The 18113-nt window shown below is 63.7% G+C and carries 15 protein-coding genes and 1 pseudogene; 6 read left to right on the top strand and 10 right to left on the bottom strand.

Features of this window, described 5'->3' with window-relative positions:
* Positions 1-45 precede the first annotated feature (45 nt).
* Entirely contained in the window at positions 46-1317 is a 1272-nt protein-coding gene (locus AC0L3N_RS28850) for an amino acid ABC transporter substrate-binding protein (RefSeq protein ID WP_473550915.1), read from the bottom strand.
* Positions 1318-1579: 262 nt separating this feature from the next.
* Positions 1580-2467 (bottom strand): LysR family transcriptional regulator, encoded by an 888-nt coding sequence (locus AC0L3N_RS28845; RefSeq protein WP_473550914.1) that lies wholly within the window; start codon positions 2465-2467, stop codon positions 1580-1582.
* Positions 2468-2632: 165 nt separating this feature from the next.
* Between AC0L3N_RS28845 and AC0L3N_RS28840 the strand changes: the two are divergent.
* A pseudogene (locus AC0L3N_RS28840) lies at positions 2633-3528 on the top strand (MBL fold metallo-hydrolase).
* Positions 3529-3857: 329 nt separating this feature from the next.
* On the opposite strand, the gene AC0L3N_RS28835 reads toward AC0L3N_RS28840, so the two are convergent.
* Positions 3858-4676: a phosphosulfolactate synthase gene (locus AC0L3N_RS28835; RefSeq protein ID WP_473550912.1), complete on the bottom strand. Its 819-nt coding sequence runs from the start codon at positions 4674-4676 to the stop codon at positions 3858-3860.
* 135 nt (positions 4677-4811) lie between these two features.
* Here AC0L3N_RS28835 and AC0L3N_RS28830 point away from each other — a divergent pair, with 135 nt between their 5' ends.
* Positions 4812-5957: a CapA family protein gene (locus AC0L3N_RS28830; RefSeq protein WP_473550911.1), complete on the top strand. Its 1146-nt coding sequence runs from the start codon at positions 4812-4814 to the stop codon at positions 5955-5957.
* Between the two features lie 17 nt (positions 5958-5974).
* On the opposite strand, the gene AC0L3N_RS28825 is transcribed toward AC0L3N_RS28830, so the two are convergent.
* Together AC0L3N_RS28825 and AC0L3N_RS28820 are read right to left on the bottom strand one after the other, a co-directional pair.
* Positions 5975-6397, bottom strand: a complete 423-nt coding sequence (locus AC0L3N_RS28825; protein ID WP_473550910.1) for a c-type cytochrome — start codon at positions 6395-6397, stop codon at positions 5975-5977.
* 87 nt (positions 6398-6484) lie between these two features.
* The gene (locus AC0L3N_RS28820) at positions 6485-6844 is read right to left on the bottom strand and encodes a hypothetical protein (protein ID WP_123151614.1); all 360 of its coding nucleotides are present in this window, start codon (positions 6842-6844) and stop codon (positions 6485-6487) included.
* 355 nt (positions 6845-7199) lie between these two features.
* Between AC0L3N_RS28820 and AC0L3N_RS28815 the strand changes: the two genes are divergently transcribed.
* Positions 7200-8351 carry a helix-turn-helix transcriptional regulator gene (locus AC0L3N_RS28815; RefSeq protein WP_473550908.1) on the top strand — a complete coding sequence of 384 codons (1152 nt, stop codon included), beginning with the start codon at positions 7200-7202 and terminating at the stop codon, positions 8349-8351.
* A gap of 11 nt (positions 8352-8362) precedes the next feature.
* Here AC0L3N_RS28815 and AC0L3N_RS28810 read toward each other — a convergent pair whose 3' ends face one another.
* Positions 8363-9064 carry a response regulator transcription factor gene (locus tag AC0L3N_RS28810; protein WP_473550907.1) on the bottom strand — a complete coding sequence of 234 codons (702 nt, stop codon included), beginning with the start codon at positions 9062-9064 and terminating at the stop codon, positions 8363-8365.
* A gap of 281 nt (positions 9065-9345) precedes the next feature.
* On the opposite strand from AC0L3N_RS28810, the gene AC0L3N_RS28805 reads away from it, so the two are divergent.
* Both AC0L3N_RS28805 and AC0L3N_RS28800 read left to right on the top strand, forming a co-directional pair.
* Entirely contained in the window at positions 9346-11997 is a 2652-nt protein-coding gene (locus AC0L3N_RS28805; RefSeq protein WP_473550906.1) for a hybrid sensor histidine kinase/response regulator, read from the top strand.
* The gene (locus AC0L3N_RS28800) at positions 11994-12707 is read left to right on the top strand and encodes a response regulator (RefSeq protein WP_473550904.1); all 714 of its coding nucleotides are present in this window, start codon (positions 11994-11996) and stop codon (positions 12705-12707) included. Before AC0L3N_RS28805 ends, AC0L3N_RS28800 begins: the two co-directional genes overlap by 4 nt.
* Positions 12708-12948: 241 nt before the next feature.
* On the opposite strand, the gene AC0L3N_RS28795 is transcribed toward AC0L3N_RS28800, so the two are convergent.
* Positions 12949-13647: a cation diffusion facilitator family transporter gene (locus tag AC0L3N_RS28795; protein ID WP_473550903.1), complete on the bottom strand. Its 699-nt coding sequence runs from the start codon at positions 13645-13647 to the stop codon at positions 12949-12951.
* A gap of 43 nt (positions 13648-13690) precedes the next feature.
* Between AC0L3N_RS28795 and AC0L3N_RS28790 the strand changes: the two genes are divergently transcribed.
* The gene (locus tag AC0L3N_RS28790) at positions 13691-13975 is read left to right on the top strand and encodes a hypothetical protein (protein ID WP_473550902.1); all 285 of its coding nucleotides are present in this window, start codon (positions 13691-13693) and stop codon (positions 13973-13975) included.
* Between the two features lie 83 nt (positions 13976-14058).
* On the opposite strand, the gene AC0L3N_RS28785 is transcribed toward AC0L3N_RS28790, so the two are convergent.
* The 3 genes from AC0L3N_RS28785 to AC0L3N_RS28775 form a co-directional block, all read right to left on the bottom strand.
* On the bottom strand, positions 14059-14943 hold the full coding sequence (locus AC0L3N_RS28785; protein WP_258118009.1) for a patatin-like phospholipase family protein: 885 nt from the start codon (positions 14941-14943) through the stop codon (positions 14059-14061).
* Between the two features lie 20 nt (positions 14944-14963).
* On the bottom strand, positions 14964-16286 hold the full coding sequence (locus tag AC0L3N_RS28780) for a M16 family metallopeptidase (RefSeq protein WP_473550964.1): 1323 nt from the start codon (positions 16284-16286) through the stop codon (positions 14964-14966).
* Positions 16287-16563: 277 nt separating this feature from the next.
* Positions 16564-17928, bottom strand: a complete 1365-nt coding sequence (locus AC0L3N_RS28775) for a M16 family metallopeptidase (RefSeq protein WP_473550900.1) — start codon at positions 17926-17928, stop codon at positions 16564-16566.
* Positions 17929-18113: the final 185 nt, after the last annotated feature.

The raw sequence follows: 18113 nt of genomic DNA, 5'->3' as shown, positions 1-18113 counted from the left end.
TAGCAGGCAACGGCGAATAGCGCCTCCGCCCGCCTCAAGTCGCGATTATTTCCAGGACGGCAACGGGTAGATGAACTCGGCCGCGGCCGCTTCCTTCGGGCCGACAGCGACGGTCTTTCCATCCTGGATCTGGATCACGACTGGCACCGGCTGGATGTTGTCGTGATAGTGGTCGCCTTCCTTCTCGAACTTGATCGGTCCGTAAAAAGTCGTGATGTCGGTGTCGGCGATGGCATCCTTGAGAGCGACGCGATCCTCGGGGGTGAGCGAAGGCTTCTTGCCCAGTCGCTTGGCCGCGTCGGCGAAGACGAGGCCGCTGGCCGAGCAGGCGGCTTCCGTGTAGTCGGGCTCATGGCCGAACTTAGCCTGGGCCCGCGCGACATAGTCCTGTGCGGTGCCGAACAGGTCGTCCTTGTAGGGCACCGTAGGCAGCCATACGGCGACACCGGAGGTGCCGTTCGCATCAGCGCCGAGCGCTTCGGCGAAGGCCGGATTGGTCACGCCGTAATGCATGATCAAGGCCTTCGGCCGATAATTCAGCGATTTCGACGTCTTGATCACATTTATCAGCGGCTCTTCATGCCCGCCCACCGCGACGATGTCAGGGTTGAGGGCGGCGATCTTGGACATTACCGGGGTGAGATCGCCGGAAGCCGGAACGAGCTCGTAGGCGACGACTTCGAGCCCCGCTTCCTTGGCGCCGCGCTGGAAGCCTTCGCCGGTCTCCTTCGAAAAGGGTTCGTTGACCCCGATCACCGCGATCGTCTTCGCCTTCGGGTTTGACAGCGCCGCCAGCACGCCCAGCGACTGGCCGGATGTCGTGTCGACGGAAGGGATGATGCCGAAATTGAATTCGGGCTTGGCCAACCAGACATTGGGCGACTCGGCCGAGCCCGAAATCATCGGCACCTGGTATTTCTGGCAGATCGGCTGAACGGCGATTGTCGAGCCACTGGTGTAGGGGCCGAGCAGGAAATCGACCTCGTTCTGCACGATCAGCCGTTCGGCGGCGTCGGCGCCGGTAGCCGGATTGCTCTGGTCGTCGCCATAGAACATCTCGACCATGAAACGCTCGCCGCCGACCTCGACGCCGCCCTTCTCGTTGGCCGCGTCGGCCCAGAGATCGTAACCGTTCTTGGTCAAATTGCCGCCCGAAATATTCTCGCCCGACAGAGACGTGATGACGCCGGCCTTGAAAGTCGCCGCCTGGGCGCGCGCGATCCGCACGAACGGCATCGAAATCGTGCCGCTGGCAAGCGCCAGGGCGCTGCCGCCGAGAAATGTGCGTCGAGAAAAGCTTACGTCCTTCTTTGGCATGATGGTCCTCCCGCATTCGGTCCTAAAGTTGCAGGATATGTCCGCACACCACACAAATCTACTGGAAACGCTCGCTGCAGCTCTCTGAAAATCCATACTTGCAGCGCACCACAGCACTTCGTGCTGGTCGTCCATGTGGCGATCCGCGCGACAGATGCCATGTTCGGTCCTCCCTTTCCAATGCCGCTGAGCTTTTCGCGCGCCCGGTCATGGATTTCCGTGACCTCCGGCGTCATCTCCGCCGGCCCGTCCCTCCCCCGCTTCACCCCATCTCCTGCTCAGCCGCGACCAGCATCTCGACAAACCTCGTCACCTTGGGCGGCCGAAAACGTGCGGCCGGGTAGACTGTGTAGATGCCTCCGGAGGGCAGCCGCCACTCGGGCAGGATGTGGACGAGCCGCCCGGCGGCCAGCTCGTCCCGCACCAAAAAGTCCGGCAGGACCGACAGGCCGGCGCCGGCGCGGACGGCCGCCAGCACTGCCGGCGTTGCGTCGATGGCGATAGTTGCCTGCATGCGCACGGCGCGGTGCTCGTCGTCGCCGCGCGAATATTGCCATAGCAGCGGTTCGCGCAGCGCCATGTTGGCGACGAAGGGCAGCCCGGCAAGGTCTTGCGGTTCGCCGGCCGTGAGGCGGCCGGCAAAGTCGGCGCCGCACACCATGAATTGCCGGAAGGTGCCGATCCGTCGCGCCTGGAGGCTGGAATCGGCCAGCCAGCCGACGCGGATCGCCACGTCCATTCCACCAGAAGCCAGGTCGATCGTCTCGTCGCCCAGCGTCAGCTCGACCCGGCAGGCGGGATAGCGCGTGCTGAAGGCGGCGACCACCGGCACCACCGCCGAGGTGCCGTAGTCATTGGACGCCGCGATGCGCAGCGTGCCGGTCGGCTCGGCGGCCGCCTGCGCGAGCTCGTCGAAGGCATCCTCAGCCTGCTGCAGGATTTTTAGGCACCGCGCATGGAATGTCCGGCCGGCCTCGGTCGGATGGACGCGGCGCGTCGTGCGGATCAGCAGCGTCGTTCCGACATCGCGTTCCAGCCGCGCCACCTGCTGGCTGACGACCGCCTTGGTGATGCCCAGCCGCTCGGCGGCCCGCGTGAAGGAGCCGGCATCGACCACCGCCGCGAAATAGGCCAGCCGGTTCAGGTTCATGCGCGGCTCATGGCAAGTGCGGCCTCATTGTCAGGCGATGACATACATTACGTCTATTTTGTTGGTCTTCAATACGCATTCTACCTTTGCCATCTTGCGGACATCGCGGCTGGGCGGGAGATGCGCCCGCCCGAATTCCGCATTCTAAAGCCCCAGGAGACATCAATGTTCCCACGGAGAGCCATCATGAAAACCACCCTCGCCGCCGGCGCCGCTGCCGTCTTCGCTCCCGCCGGGCTTGGTCATGCGGCCGCGGGCCTTTCCTGGAAACATTTCCCTGCCGGCGAAAACGGCTTCTTTCGCGCCCCCGTGCTGATCACCGGCGCCTCCGAGGCGCTGCTGATCGATGGCGGTTTCACCTACTCCGACGGCCAAGCCGTGGCCGACGCGATCAAGGCGACCGGCAAGACGCTCACCACCATCTATGTCAGCCAGTCCGACCCGGACTATTATTTCGGCCTCAAGCCGATCAAGGACGCGTTCCCGCAGGCACGGGTGATCGCCGCAGCCGAGACGGTGACCGCCATCAACGGCAACGTCGACAAGAAAATCGCCGTTTGGGGGCCGCAGCTTAAGGTGAACGGCCCGCAGGCGCTCGCCGACGTCGTCATCCCCGAAGTGTTCGACGGCAAGACGCTCAAGGTCGATGGCGAGACCATCGAGATCGTCGACGCGGAAGGCCTTGCCAACCGGCGCTATCTCTCGGTGCCGTCGCTGAATGCGGTGTTCGGCGGGGTGATGATTTTTTCGGGCGTGCATGTCTGGACCGCCGACACGTCGACCAAGGAACAGCGCGCCGCCTGGCTCGCCAATCTCGAAAAGATCGCCGCCGCCAAGCCTGAAATCGTCGTGCCCGGCCACATGACGCCGCAGGCCGCCACCGATCTTTCGGGCGTCGAGACACCAAGGCCTATCTCATTGCCTTCGAGGAAGAGCTGGCCAAGGCCAAGGACGCGGCCGCGCTCAAGGGCGCCATGGAAGCCCGCTTCCCCGGCCTCGGCATGGGCGTCGCGCTCGACATCGGCTCCAAGGTCGCCACCGGCGAGATGAAGTGGGGCTGAGGGCGCCAATCTCGATCTGATCCGCAGAAGCGCCGTCGGCGAAACTGCCGATCTCCCCCCTTGCGGGGGAGATGCCCGGTAGGGCAGAGGGGGTGCTGTCCCGCCGACCTATCAACCAGTCACAGCCACGTTCTCACGCTGACTCCCGGTTAGGAATGGCTGAAGTCAGCGATCCTTCCCACCCCCCTCTGTCCTGCCGGACATCTCCCCCGCAAGGGGGGAGATCGGATGTCGCTTCGGCTTTCGCCAACCACCAACGCTGGAACGCAGGGCGATGAGGGGCAGCGCAAACCTGGAGCGATTGCCATCGCAGTCGTCTCAAACGCCCCTCACCCAACATTCTGAATCCGCCCCCAGGTGCTCTTGGTTCCCCAGATGCCGGAGCGCAGCGCCTCGAGCTGCACGATCTGGCTGTGGTCGACGAACAGGTTGATCTCGTTGCCGTAATTCTTGACGTACCATTCGAAGACCGCCGGGTCGGCCGCTTCGAACATCACCGCCTCCAGGCCGAGCTCGTTGATGATGCGGGCCACCACGTCGGTGCGCCAGGACGTCACGTTTTCGGTGATCCCTTCACTTTCGATCATGATGATGTCGGCACCGGCATCGAGGGCCCTCCGGGCCTGTGCGACCAGCCAGCCGACATCCCTGGTGCCCTCGGCTTCGAGCTCCTTGGCCGACGTGTCGCCACCGGCCCCGAACTGGATGCCGAGCTCCGGCTTGGCCTTGAGCCCGGCCTTTTTTACGGTGTAGACCAGGCGCAGCAGCGCCTCCGTCGGCAGGCTGATGAAGCCGGTGGAGATCTCGATCACGTCGAACCCGAGCGCCTTGGCTTCTTCGATGTAGCGGTCGACGGCGTCGGGGCCGAAGCGGAGGACATTCTCGATCCAGCCGCCCGTCGACACATAGGCATCGTGATCGTGCGCCAGCTTGTTGATCGATTTCACCGCTTCGGGCGGCATCAGGGCGAATGATCCGCCGGCAAATTTGATGCCGTCGATCCAGTTGCCCATGATTTCCAGGACGTCGGCCAGATGACGCGGCCCATAGGCGCTGTAGTAGGGCCCGCGAATCTCGGTCAGGCCGGTCTGGCGCGGCTTGGCTGAGCGCGCGGCGCGCGGGATGAAGGAGAAGGCTATGTCGGTCATTTCAGGCCTCGGCGGTCGGTTCTCCTGCGTTAACATCGGTTCCCCTGCGTTAACGACTGGGCGCGCGATCCGATCCGCGCAAATTGGGCTGGAACCGTCGGCATCACTGGGTGTTGGCGGGGAAGGAGGTCTGGGATGGCGCAGATCGCGAACAACGCCGCCGCAGGATCTGAACGGCCCGTTCGAAGCAGCGCAAAACTGTTCCTGTGCGGCGACGTCATGCTCGGGCGCGGCATCGACCAGATCCTCCCCAGTCCGGGCGATCCGCACCTTAGCGAGCGCTATGTCAAATCGGCGACGACCTATGTCGAGCTTGCCGAACGCATCAACGGCCCGATCCCGAGAAAGGTCGACGATGCGTATGTCTGGGGCGATGCGCTCGCCGAATTGGATCGTGAAGCGCCCGATGCGCGGATCATCAATCTCGAGACCAGCATCACCACCAGCCTGTCCTTGGCGCCCAAGGGGATCAATTACAAGATGAACCCGGCCAACATCGGCTGCCTGGCGGCGGCACGGGTAGACTGCTGCGTGCTCGCCAACAACCATGTGCTCGACTGGGATGAGCCCGGCCTCGTCGAAACCCTCGACACGCTGCGGCATGCCGGCCTCGCCTGTGCCGGGGCCGGGCTTGACGCGGATGAGGCGGCGGCGCCTGCCGCCATTGAACTGGCAGGTGGAGGCCGCGTGCTGGTCTTCGGCTTCGCGCTCGAGACGAGCGGCATTCCAGCTTCATGGGCAGCCGGAGCCTACAAGCCAGGCGTCAATTTGCTGGCGGATCTCTCGGCCCGGTCGCTCAAGCAGATCGCCCGATCCGTCGAGGCGATAAAACAGCCTGGCGACCTTGCGGTGGCCTCGATCCACTGGGGCGGCAACTGGGGCTACCAAGTCCCGGCGGAAGAACGCGCGCTTGCCCATGCCCTCATCGATGTTGCAGGTTTCGACGTCGTGCATGGGCACTCCTCCCATCATCCCAAGCCGATAGAAGTCCACAACGGCCGGCTGATCCTTTATGGGTGCGGCGACTTCCTCACCGACTATGAGGGGATAACAGGGTACGAAACCTTTCGCGGTGAGCTTGCGCTGATGTACCTGCCGCGGCTCGCGATACCGGACGGTACGCTTGTTTCGCTCGACCTCGTGCCGTTCCAGCTCGCCAAGTTCCGGCTAGACCGCGCCTTGCCTGAAGATGCCGCCTGGCTCGCGGCCATGCTTGAGCGCGAGTGCTCGCCTTTCGGCACGCATGTGGCGGTCGATAACCGTCTCACTGTCGTTTGGTGAAGCGGCAGCCAGCGGCACTAATTTTCAAGCCGCTCAGGCCGTCCTCGGCCAAGCGCACCGTCGGCGCGGGCCTGCAGGTAGGCGTAGATGTCGTCGATGTAAGGAGCGACGTTGGGGTCGTCGGCGAAGCCCTTCATGACCGAAGGGCCGCTGCGCACGCCGTCGCGAACATTGCGCCGAAAGTCCTCGATGCCGGGCAGCCGGTCGACAAGGGCAGAGGCGAACGTCGAGCCCATGCCATCGGGACCATGGCAGTGATTGCAGCTGCCATGGTAGCGACGGAAGCCGTTATAGGTTCGCGCATCGACCTTGCCGCCGACAATTTCGTAGAACTTGCCCGTGGCCAACTTGCCCGTGGCCAGCTCAGCTTGCGAAGACGCGGCGAAGCCGGCGCCGACGGTAAAGACGACGACAGACGGGAGGACGAGCCATAGGGGCATCGTCTGTCGCCCACGTTGCAGGCTCATCCAGGACCGCCGCAACGCGCATGCCCCCGGATCACTCGACCTTGGATCACTCGACTTGGATCAGTCGACGGCGGGCTTCGGAGAAGAAACCACGATCCCGTCTATCGGATGCGGGCTGACGACAAGCTTGCCGCCAACGCGCAATATCTCGACGATCTGGTCCGACTCTCCCAGTTTTCCCGGCACGGAGAGCGCGACCTTCTGGTTCTCGGTCAGTATCGCCACGAAACGCACAGGCAGGCCAGCCTCGCCCTGCGCGATTGTGGTGACCACCCGATAACCGTCCTCCTCGGGCGTATAATAGACGACACCAAGGAAGCCGGCGAGATCGATGCTTTCAGCCTTCATGGCTCCAAGCTCGCCGGCATGGGCGGGCATCGCCGCCATGCAAAGTGCTGCAAAAGCAATGTACCTGTTCATAATGCTGCTCCATCCCGAATTGTCCGGGCCGAGCCCGGCTTAAGTTTCAGCGATAGGCGCTCACGCCGTGATAGTCGGCGCACGCAGGCAAAATTCTTGATTAGTGCCCCCGGCTGCATCACAGTGGCGAAGGCCCGCGAGCCGAGAACGCGCTGAACCCCACTGGTAGTCACAGTTAAGTGTGACCTTATCTTCTTGGGCGCGAGTATTTCACCGCCCGGGTCCTTGCGCATCCCCTGTTTGGGGGAGATAATTGGAATTTAAGCGATCGCTAAAGTTTGGAGAGGCGAGAGCACCGGTGAGAGCGCGCGGCTTTCCGCGTCGGGCGCGCTGTCGACATGCGGGGGGGCCGTCGATGGCCAAGGCATTGTCGCATCATGAACTGTCGAAGCTGATCGGCTCGATCTACGATTGCGCACTCGACCCGGGGCGATGGGAGCACGCGCTGGCTGGGATCAGGGATGCGCTCGATGCCCAGACTGCGGTCCTGCACCTTGACGACCTCGCCAACGACCGGCTGCTGATCTACAGGACCGTTGGAATAGAGCCATACTGGCTGGAGCAGCAGGCGAAACATATCCCCGAGATCCATGCCAGGCTGATCGAGGACCTCTCGACATGGCCTTCGCTCGAAATGCCGCATGTGGCCTCGCGCGATATCCCTCAAACCTATCGGGAGACCTCGCGATATTTTCAGGAGTGGCTGAAGCCGCAAGGCCTGATCGACGTCATGTCGTTCTTCCTGATCCACACCCCTACCCGCCTTGCCGGCCTCGCCGTTGCCCGACATGAGCGGCAAGGCATTATCACCGAGCGTGAAATCAAGCTTGGCGGACTGTTGCTGCCGCATGTGCGCCGTTCGGTGATGATCAGCAACATGCTGGACATCAGCACGATCGAGCGCGCACGGACGGCCGAGGCGCTCGATGCCCTCACATGCGCCGTGGTCCTGACAAATGAACGTGGCGCCGTCCTGCACGCCAACCGCTCGGCCAAGCACATGCTCCGGAGCGGCGGCCCGATCCAGGATGTCCGGGGCATTCTGCAGGCGAAGATCCCGTCGGCTTCCAGGGAGCTTCACAGCGCCATCATGCTTGCGGCTCAGGATGAGGTCAGCATCGGCAAGACAGGGCTTGCCGTCCTCCTCAGCGAATCCGGCCTGCCGCCCGTCTTCGCCCGCGTGCTGCCGATGGCCGGCGGCGACCTGCGCGCCGGCATGGAACCCGCGGCGGTAGCCGCGGTGTTCATCGGCAATGCACCGGACGAGCATGACGCCGCCGGAATGCTGGCGCGAGCCTTTGGGCTTACGCTGGCCGAAACCCGCGTGCTCGCCAGCCTTGTGGCCGGGCACACCCTGGCCGAGACCGCCGCCAGCCTTCACATTGCCAACGCGACCGCCAAGACGCATCTCGACAATATCTTCCAGAAGACCGGCGCCTCCCGCCAGGCCGATCTGATGCGCCTTGTCATGCAGATCGTTCCGCCCGCGGGGCAGCTTGGTCCCTGAACCGCACTCATTCACCGTCTTGGATACAGGTATCCCACACCGCGAATCGTCTTGATCAGTTCCGGCTTGGCCGGGTCCTTTTCGAGCCGGCGGCGCAGCCGGGTGATGCGGCTGTCGATGCTGCGATCGAAGGGCTCGTCGCCCCTGGGCGGCGCAAGATCGAGCAATTCGTCGCGCCCGATGACCTGGCCGGCCCGGGTGGCGAAGGCGGCCACCAGATCGAGCTCCATCGGCGTCAGCGGAATGGCCACGCCGTCGGCGTCGATGAGGTTTCTCGCGCGGGCCTCGAACACATAGGTTCCGAAGGCGAAATGCCCGGCCGGCAAAGCGTCGGCATTGTCCGATCCCTTCGGCCTGCGCCTGCGCAGCACCGCGGCGATCCGCGCTTCCAGCTCGACCGGTGAAAACGGTTTTGCCAGATAGTCGTCGGCGCCGACCTCGAGGCCCGCCACCTTGTCGAAGACTGAATCGGCACCGGTCAGCATCAGGATGCCGGTGTCGTGATGCTCGCGCAGCCAGCGGGCCAGGCTAAAGCCGTTCTCGCCCGGCATGTTGAGGTCGAGAACGACAAGATCGGCCTTCGCCGCCGCGATCTCCTCGCGCAATTCGGCGCCGCCGGATGCCATGCGTATGCGGTAGCCTTTCGCCTGCAAATAGTCGGCGATCATGAACGCCACGTCGGTCTCGTCGTCCACGACAATGATGTCGGCCATGCGTTCCCCCGCGGCGAGCGACGGCCCAAACCTACAGGGCGCATTTGCCCCGGGTCAATCGGGCGCGTCTGCCGATTTCGGGCGAGTTCGACACAATTGAAACAATAGAAGCCGGGAAATCGGGCGTGCGGCATCATCGTGAAACATCCTCCGGCTATCTTTCAACGACGTCGGGCAGATGGCCGGGCGGGCTGGCTTGACAGGCCGTGGGCCGTTCAGTCCACTAGCCGCACGGGAACAGCAACCGTCGTGACGGCGCATCCGTCTGTGGAGATCTCGCCGTGCCGACCTCCTCGAAGCTGTCCAGGCACTACGCGTTGCTGATGGCGGCCTGCGTTTTGCCGCTGCTCGTGCTTGTCGCCGGCATCGGCCTCTACCAGGCCTACGCCCTGCAGCAGTCGTTTGTTCCTTACGCGCTCATTTTGGTCGGGTCGCTTGTCTGCGTATTCGCTTTGCACGGAGTGCTTCTGAGAGAGATCGTCGAACCTGCGATCTCGCTCGTCGACCATATCCGCTCCGGCGCCGCCGGCGAGCCCGCGGCCACCGTCAAAACCTCAGCACTTTGGCAGCCCTGGATCGACATGGCTTCGAGCATCTTTGCCGAAAACCGCACGGCTCTGCGCGAACTGGCCGACAGCGAACAGCGCTACCGCAATGTTGTCGAGGCACAGACGGAATATATCATCCGGGTCGCGCCGGATGGGCGCATGAGCTTCGCCAATGACGCGTATTGCCGCCTTGTCGGCAAGACACGCGAAGAGTTGCTGAGCCCGGACTGGCACTATTTCAACTCGTTTTCCGCCGATTTCGGCAGCTTCGACGAGATCATCGGTCGCGTGACCCCCGAAAGGCCTGTCTGCGAAGTGGAAGAGGCCGGCGCCCTGAGTGATGGCCGCGAGGTCCATATCCATTGGACCGATCGCGGCATCTTCGACGAAAGCGGCAAGCTCATTGAAATACAGTCGATCGGACGCGATGTTGCCGAGCAGAAACTCGCCCGTCAGGCACTCGAGGCCAGCGAGCAGCGCTACCGCAGCGTGGTCGAGCTGCAGACCGAGTTCGTCGTCCGGATGTCGCCGGAGGGTCATTTGAGCTTCGTCAACGACGCCTATTGCCGAGCATGCCGGATGACGCGCGAAGAGCTTCTCGACCCGTCCTGGTGCGAACTCGATGTGCTGCCGCCCGACGAAAGGCGCAGGTTCCTGGACCACCTTGCCCGCCTGACCCCGCAGGCGCCGGATGCCAGCATGGAACTGGTCAATGCGATGCCGGATGGTGCGCGGCGATGGCTCGCCTGGAACGATCACGGCATTTTCGACAGCGACGGGCGCCTTGTCGAAGTGCAATCCGTCGGCCGCGATATCTCGGACCGCGTCCTGGCCGAGCAAGCCAGACTGGAAGCCGAGAAGCTGTTGGCCGAAAGGGAGGCGCAGTTTCGCGCCATCGCCGAAGGCGTGCCGCTGCCGATCACCATCTCGGCAATCGAAGGCCCCGAAATCCTGTTCGTCAACGAACCGGCGCGCAAGGTGCTCGGCATCGAGGTCGGCCAGATCGGAGCCGAAGCGACGTCGACCTGGCAAGATCTGTCGCGGCGAGACGATCTGCTGCGGCTTTTGCTGAGAGATGGAATCGTCGACGCATTCGAAGCCGGCATGACCAATATGCAGGGGTCGAGAATCGATACGCTGGTTTCGGCGCGGCTGATCAGGCAGGCTGGCCGTTCGGCCATGCTTGCCGCCGTCACCGACATTACCCGCCAGCGCGAGGCCGAGGCGGAGATCGCAAGCCAACGCGAGACGCTTTACCAGTCGGAAAAACTCGCCGCTCTCGGTTCGCTGCTGGCCGGCGTGGCGCATGAACTCAACAATCCCCTGTCCGTGGTCATCGGCTACAGTTCGATGCTGAAGGAATTTTCGACGGACGAGGCGACCGTGGGACGCGCCGACAAGATCCACGCGGCCGCCGAGCGATGCTCGCGCATCGTCCGGACCTTTCTAGCGATGGCCCGCAAGAAGCCGCCGACACGGGGCGCTGTCGACATCAATGAAGTCGTCGTGGCTTCACTGGAACTTGCCGCCTACAGCCTGCGCTCGGCCGGGATCGAGATCCGCACCGAACTGGCGGAACCGCTTCCCAATATCTGGGGCGACAGGGACCAGCTTCATCAGGTGGTCACCAACCTGGTGGTGAACGCGCAGCAGGCTTTGCTGCAGGTCCCGCACCCGCGGCGGCTGACCATTGTCACCACCGGAGAAGGCGATGCCGTCGAGATCGTTGTCGCCGACAATGGTCCAGGCATGCCTGAGACGGTCCGCGCGCGTGCTTTTGAGCCTTTTTACACGACCAAATTGGCCGGCGAAGGCACCGGCGTCGGGCTATCTGTCTGCCAGGGCATCGTTACAGCCCACGACGGCGGCATAAAGCTGGATTCGACGGAGGGCGGCGGTGCTCGGTTTACGATCAGGCTTCCGAGCGGTCGAGCCGAGACGGCTGCTCCGCCCGATGCTGCAGGTAGGATGCCGCCTGTGCCCTCAGCCGCACGAATTCTGGTGGTCGACGATGATTCCGACATTGCCTCGATGATCGCCGAGATGCTGCGCCGCGATGGCCACGACGTCACAATCGCCGACGACGCGAATGCCGCCCTCAAGGCTGTGCGCGAGGATGGGATCGACCTTTTGATCAGCGACATACGCATGCCCGGCCTCGACGGCCCCGGTCTCTACCGCGCGCTGGAACAATTGCGCCCCGGGCTCACTCGCCGGCTGCTATTCGTGACCGGCGACACACTGGCACCCGAGATCGACCGCTTCATCGGCGAGACGGGCGCGCCGGTGATCGAGAAACCGCTCGATCCACAGACCTTTCGCAGGCTGGTGATGGAACGCCTAAGGGCGATGGAGACCAGCGCAATCGAAGGGGCTAAAGCGTGACAAAACAGAAATTGCTCATCGTCGATGATGAGGCGCCGTTGCGCGAGATGCTGTCGGATTACCTGCTCGTGCACGGCTTCGATGTCCGATCCGTTGCGGATGGAGCGGGAATGCACACCGAACTCGACCGCTTTGGTCCCAACCTAGTCATTCTCGACGTCAATCTCGTCGGCGAAAGCGGCTATGACCTCGCCCGCGAAATCGCCAGGCAGAGCCGCGCCGGCATCCTGATGCTGACCGCCGTCGGTGACCTGCCGCATCGGCTCGAGGGTCTTGCCGCCGGCGCCGACGACTATATGGCCAAGCCGTTCGAGCCACGCGAACTTCTGGCGCGTGTCAGGAGCGTCATCCGGCGCCTGGGCGAGGAAGAGCGGACGCCCGAAAACCGCATCCGTTTCGGCGGCTGCATCCTCGATATGGACGGCCGCACGATGGTCGACCCTGACGGCGCCGACGTGCAGTTGACGTCCATGGAATTCGACCTGCTGTGCGTCTTCGCGCGCCATCCCCGGCAGATATTGTCGCGCGACCAGCTGTGCAGGCTGGCCCACAACCGCGACCTCGAGCCAGGCGACCGAAGCATCGACATCCGCATTACCCGACTGCGCAAGAAATTCGAGACCGAACCCGACACTCCGACCGTCCTGGTGACGGTTCGCGGCGAAGGCTATGTCTACGAGCCCGCTTACGATGAGGCACGGCGCCGCTAGAAGAAGATGCTCACTGAGGACGGTGAGGGCTAAAAGGGCCAAGTGAGGTGCTGCCCTACTGTTCAACGCAGAAGCGCCCGAATGTTACAGCATGGATCGATCCATGCCGTTACAGTGGCCGAGGAGTGCAGCGATCCGGCGACTGATTGCGCGCCATTCCTTGGCTCGACCTGAATCTCAACAGAACAGAAGAGGCTAAGGCCTCCAGCCAGGACGGATCAGAGCCGTCCATTGCCTCGCCTTACGCGATCGGCTTGCGCGCCCGGCGATATTCCCGTCGCAGGCTTCGGACAGTGTCCCGCACGACGGGAATGGTCCAGCGCGCGGTCATCGTCGCGATCAACAGCCCGGCAATCGGATCGATGACGCGGGCAACCATCGTGCCTTGCCAAATCATGGCTGTTGCGAGCGACGCGGCGATGAGCAGGTTCGACGAGAGCTTGTCCGAGAACAGGCAGATTTGCGCGCGGGCCAGCGCGGAGGCGGCAAGCCTGTTGCGGGCCTTCCATCGGCGCAGGATCCAGAAATTGACCACCGCATAGGCCAGGTTCAGGTTCATGGCGAGAAAAACGCCTTGGCCGTGGGGTTCGACACCGCCGGCCGCGATCCGCTGGACCGCGATGCTGGCGACGACAGCCATTGAAAGGCACATGCCCAGCGCAGCGAACGCGTTGGCGAGCGTCTCGGCCAAGGCCGCCTGACGCTTGCGACCGATGCCCTCGCCCTTGCGTCCGCCAGCCACGATCGCGACGGTGACCAGCACCAGCATGTCCATCAGCGTCAGTGCGAGATCGGCGCGGATGGTCAGCGACGTCGACGTCGCCGCCGCGTATGCCGTCAAGAGAAGCCCCGGAGTGCCCGCCAGCACCGCCAGGCGTGCGGTCCGCGCCGCCGTCGCCTCGCCGTTCGATCGGTCGTTGGTTTTTCGCAGAGGTTGCATCGCCAGAAATCTCCTCGTTTCTGGCGTCACCGATGAGGCAGGGATGTTGCGCGGATTTGCCGATTTGCCGGCTGAAGGTTTCCTTTGTGTCGTCGAGCCGTGTGTGCACGGCAATTGTCGTCATTGGGGCGTGCAGGCGGCGTGGGGTGCCGGCGGTGCGCTTTGCGTCAGCCACACCAGAATACCCGACGTGCTCACGATGGAGGGACTGGCGGCGATCTGCCCGGGCGTGCGGCAACAGCCGCGAACAGCGTGCGAAAGCCGTGCCGGGGCGCTGATCCTCAACCGTTCGATCGACCGGCGAACGGTTCAGGCCGCGACGAAATAGTCATGCCGCAGAAGGTCTGCTGGGCTTATCGGAGTGAGGATGTTCCAGATGTTCAGACGCTTGCGCTTGAGGGCCGCCAGGCGTCAGACTTTCCGCGCCACGCCCCCGACCTGCTTGGTGCGCTTGCCCGTGTCGACCTTGGCGCGCGCCTCCACCGCCTTCTCGATCTCCCGCTTCAGCTCGTCTTTGATATCAACCGTTTCGGCCATCAAGGCGTCGATCTTCATGAAATCGAGCACGCGGTATTTCGACACCGCCGGCCTGACCAGTATGTCCGGCTGGCATTGCCTCAGCTTGGCGGCGATGATCGACTGCATCATCAATTGCGTGGCACCGAACATCAGGTCGACGGAGGTCGGGTATTTGCGCCCGCCTTTGGTCGGCGCGCCAACGACGTCGACGGCGATGATGATGTCGGCGTCGTGCTCGATCAGGTCGAACGGCACCGGATTGTAGATGCCGCCGTCGATCAGCAGCCTGCCGTCGCGCATCACCGGGCGGAATACCGCGGGAATAGCCGCAGAGGCGGCAAGCGCCGAATGCAGGTCGCCGTCGCTAAGCACGGCGAGCTTATGGCCGAAGAAATCCGTCGCCGTCACCTTCAGCGGTATTTTCAGTTCGGCGAAATTTTCGGGTATGGCGTCGGGCATGAATGCCTTGAGAATGCGCTCGACATTGAACTGGGTGACACGCAGCCCGCCCTGCAGCGCCTCGGCAAAGGTGCCTGGCCGAGCCCGCCACATGCGCGCCGCCACCTCGGCGCGGCGGCCGAGGATCGAGCGCATGTAGTCGTGAATGTCGCTGCCGGCCATGCCCGAAGCCATGCCGGCGCCCATGATGGCGCCGATCGATGAGCCTGATATCGCGACCGGCCTTATACCCAGCTCGTCCAGCGCCTCGATAACATGGATATGCGCCAGCCCGCGCGCGCCGCCGCCGCCGAAGGCGATGCCGAAGCTCGGGCTCATCCCTTGCCCCCCATTTGGGCTCATTCCTCCTTGGCCTCGCCGTGCTTCGGCCCGACGATCATGATGGCCGGCTCGGCGGAGAGCAGTTTTTTCGCCGCCGCCTTGACCTGATCCAGCGTCACCCCGTTGATGAGGGCGGCGCGGCGCTGCATGTAGTCGATGCCGAGCTTGTCGAGCTGCAGTTCGAGCAGCGTCGCGGCGATGGCGCCGGAGGAATTCAGATTGTTGATGGCATAGGCGCCGATCAAGTATTTCTTGGTCGCCGCCAGTTCCGCTTCGGTCGGCCCCTCTTGCGCCATGCGCTTCACCACCTCGCGCACGACAGCCAACGTCTCGGCCGCCCGGTCCGCGCGGGTCGCTGTGGTGATGGCCAGGGCGTTGGCGTGCTCGTGGTCGACCAGGTCGGAGCTGGCGCTGTAGGCCAGGCCGCGTTTTTCGCGCACCTCGTCGAACAGCCGCGAGGTGAAGGCGCTGCCGCCGAGGATCTCGTTCATCAGCACGGCGGCGAAGAAATCCGGCGCACTCCGCTTGATGCCGGGATAGGCCAGTTGCAGCGAAGTCTGGGGCTGGTCGTAATTGACCTCGAGCTGCTGGTTGAGTTTCGGATCGACATCGGCGACGGGCGCGAGCGCCTGATGTTGCGGCAGGCCGCCGAAGACCATATCGAGCTTTTGCTTCAACGTCTCGGCATCGATGGCGCCGACCACCGCCACATGCAGGCCATCGCGGGCGAAGTTCGCCCTGTGAAAGGCGATAAGATCGTCCGGCGTGATCGTGGCGATGCTTTGCCTGGTGCCTTCCTCGGGCCGTGCATAGGGATGAGTGCCGTATAGTGCCTCCAACCATTTGCGCTGGGCGAGCGTGTCGGGGTCAAGCTCGTTGGCGATGATGCCGGATAGCACCTGTGCGCGGATGCGGTCGATTGGCGCCTGGTCGAAACGCGGCTCGGTGACCGCCAGCCGCAACAGGTCGAACGCCGCGTCTCGCTGCTCGGCCAGCATGCGCATCGAGCCGTAGGTGCCGTCGCGCGCCGCCTCGAAGCTCAACTCGGCGCCGACGTCGTCCAGCTTTATCTGGAAGGCCTCGCTGTCGAGATTGCCGGCGCCCTCGTCGAACAGGCCGCTCATCAGATTGGCAAGCCCTTCCTTCCCGGCGGGATCCTGCGTCGCGCCGCCGTCGAAGACGAAGCGGATGGCGACCAGCGGCACGGAATAGTCCTCGACCAGCCAGGCGGTGATGCCCTTTGACGACGTCACCTCCTGGATGCTCATGGCCGCACGAGCGGAAAGCGCCGGCAGGACGAGGAAGAGCAGCGAGAGGAGCAGGATGGCCAAAGGGGCTATGCGCCTTGCATAACTCCCCTCACGCAAATTTTTGGTTCTAACTTCGGTTCGAGACGGATGATTGCCGAAGTCGGCGCTGCCCCTCACCGCCCTGCCGGGCACTTCTCCCCGTATAGTGACGGGGAGAAGGGGCTGGCCGCGACGCCGGCGCCCTTCTTCCGAACGCTGGTGATTGGCGAAACCGTCGATGACAGCGCCCCTCTCCCCGTCACTATACGGGGAGAGGATGCCGGCAGGCAGGTGAGGGGCAGCGCCAACGTTCAAGCTCGTCATCACATCAATTCCCTGCCTGCGTCTGCGGCAAGAGATAGCCTGATGTCGAATGGTTGAGATTGAGATAGCGCGCGGCAACGTCCCTGACTTCGTCGGCGGTGACCTTGCGGATGCGGCCCGGCCATTCCTCGACGTCCCTGACGCTGCCGCCGGTGGCGAGCGTCGCGCCGTAGATGTTGGCCATCGAATCCTGCTTGTCGCGGGCGAAGATCATCGAGCGGACGAAACGATCCTTGGCCTTCTCCAACTCGCCTGATGTGACGCCGTCCCTGGCGATGCGGGCGACCTCAACCTCGACCGCCGCCTGGACATCGGCCAGCTTGGCGTCGCCGCGCGGCGCGCCATAGACGGTGAAGTTGGTGGCATCGAGCATAGTGCCCTGGAAGAAGGCGCCGGCCTCGGCGGCGATGCCCTGCTTGACGACAAGCTGCTGGTGGAGCCGGCTGCGGCTACCGCCACCGAGGATCTCCGCCAGCAGGTCCAGCGCTTCGGCTTCGCCCGGCTTTGCAGTGTGATAGGAGGGAACCACCCATTGCGTGGAAAAGTTCGGCACGCTGACACGCGCGTCAGTGAGCGTCACCGTGCGCCTGGTGTTCTGCTCGGGTTCGACCGGACGGATGCGCGGCGGCAGGTCCGGACCACGCGCAATCTTGCCATAGGTCTTTTCGGCCAGCGCCTTGACCACCTCCGGGTCGACATCGCCGGCGACCACCAGCACGGCGTTGTTGGGCGTGTAATACTTGTCGTAGAAAGCCTTGGCGTCGGCGCGGTTCAGCTTCTCCATCTCCTGCATCCAGCCGATCACCGGAATGCGATAGGGCTGGTTCTGCCAGAGCGTGGCATCGACCTCCTCGCCGAGCACCGCCTGCGGATTGCTGTCAATGCGCGAGCTGCGTTCCTCGAGGATCACGTCGCGCTCAGTGGCGATGACATTGTCGTTGAGGATGAGGTTGGGCATGCGATCGGCCTCGAAATCCATCATCTGCTCGAGCGCCTGTGGCACCACCGTCTCGTAAAAAGCGGTGTAGTCATAAGAGGTGAAAGCGTTGTTCGAACCGCCGATGGCGGAGACGGCGCGGTCGAACGCGCCGGCCGCCTGATTGGTCGTCGCCTTGAACATCAGATGCTCGAAGAAATGGGCGATGCCGGACTTGCCCGGCGGCTCATCCGCGCTGCCGATCTTGTACCACACCATATGAGTGACGATCGGCGCCCGGTGATCGGGGATGACGACGACCTCCATGCCGTTGTCGAGCAGGAAATTCGTCACCTTGCCGTCGTCCGGCTTGTTGTCGGCCAGAACCGGGCCGGTCATCACGAGAGCCAGCGCCAAGAGCGTTCCGCGCAGCCATTCAGCCTGAGATGTCATCAATGGCTCCGGTTGTCATGGGGTGGGACGATAGGCGGGGGTGTTGCCACAGGCAAATTGATTTGTTCGTCATTTTCGAGGCGCTCGGTTCCTCGCCCCCACGAAAGTGGGGGAGAGAAGCTATGGGGCGGCGGCGAGGGTTGTGGCACCATCGTTGCTGTGAACTCAACGAATGGAGCGCCCCG

This window comes from Mesorhizobium sp. WSM4807 (assembly GCF_055811615.1).
The sequence above is the reverse complement of the archived record's forward strand: the minus strand, read 5'-3'. Positions and strand labels throughout refer to the sequence as shown.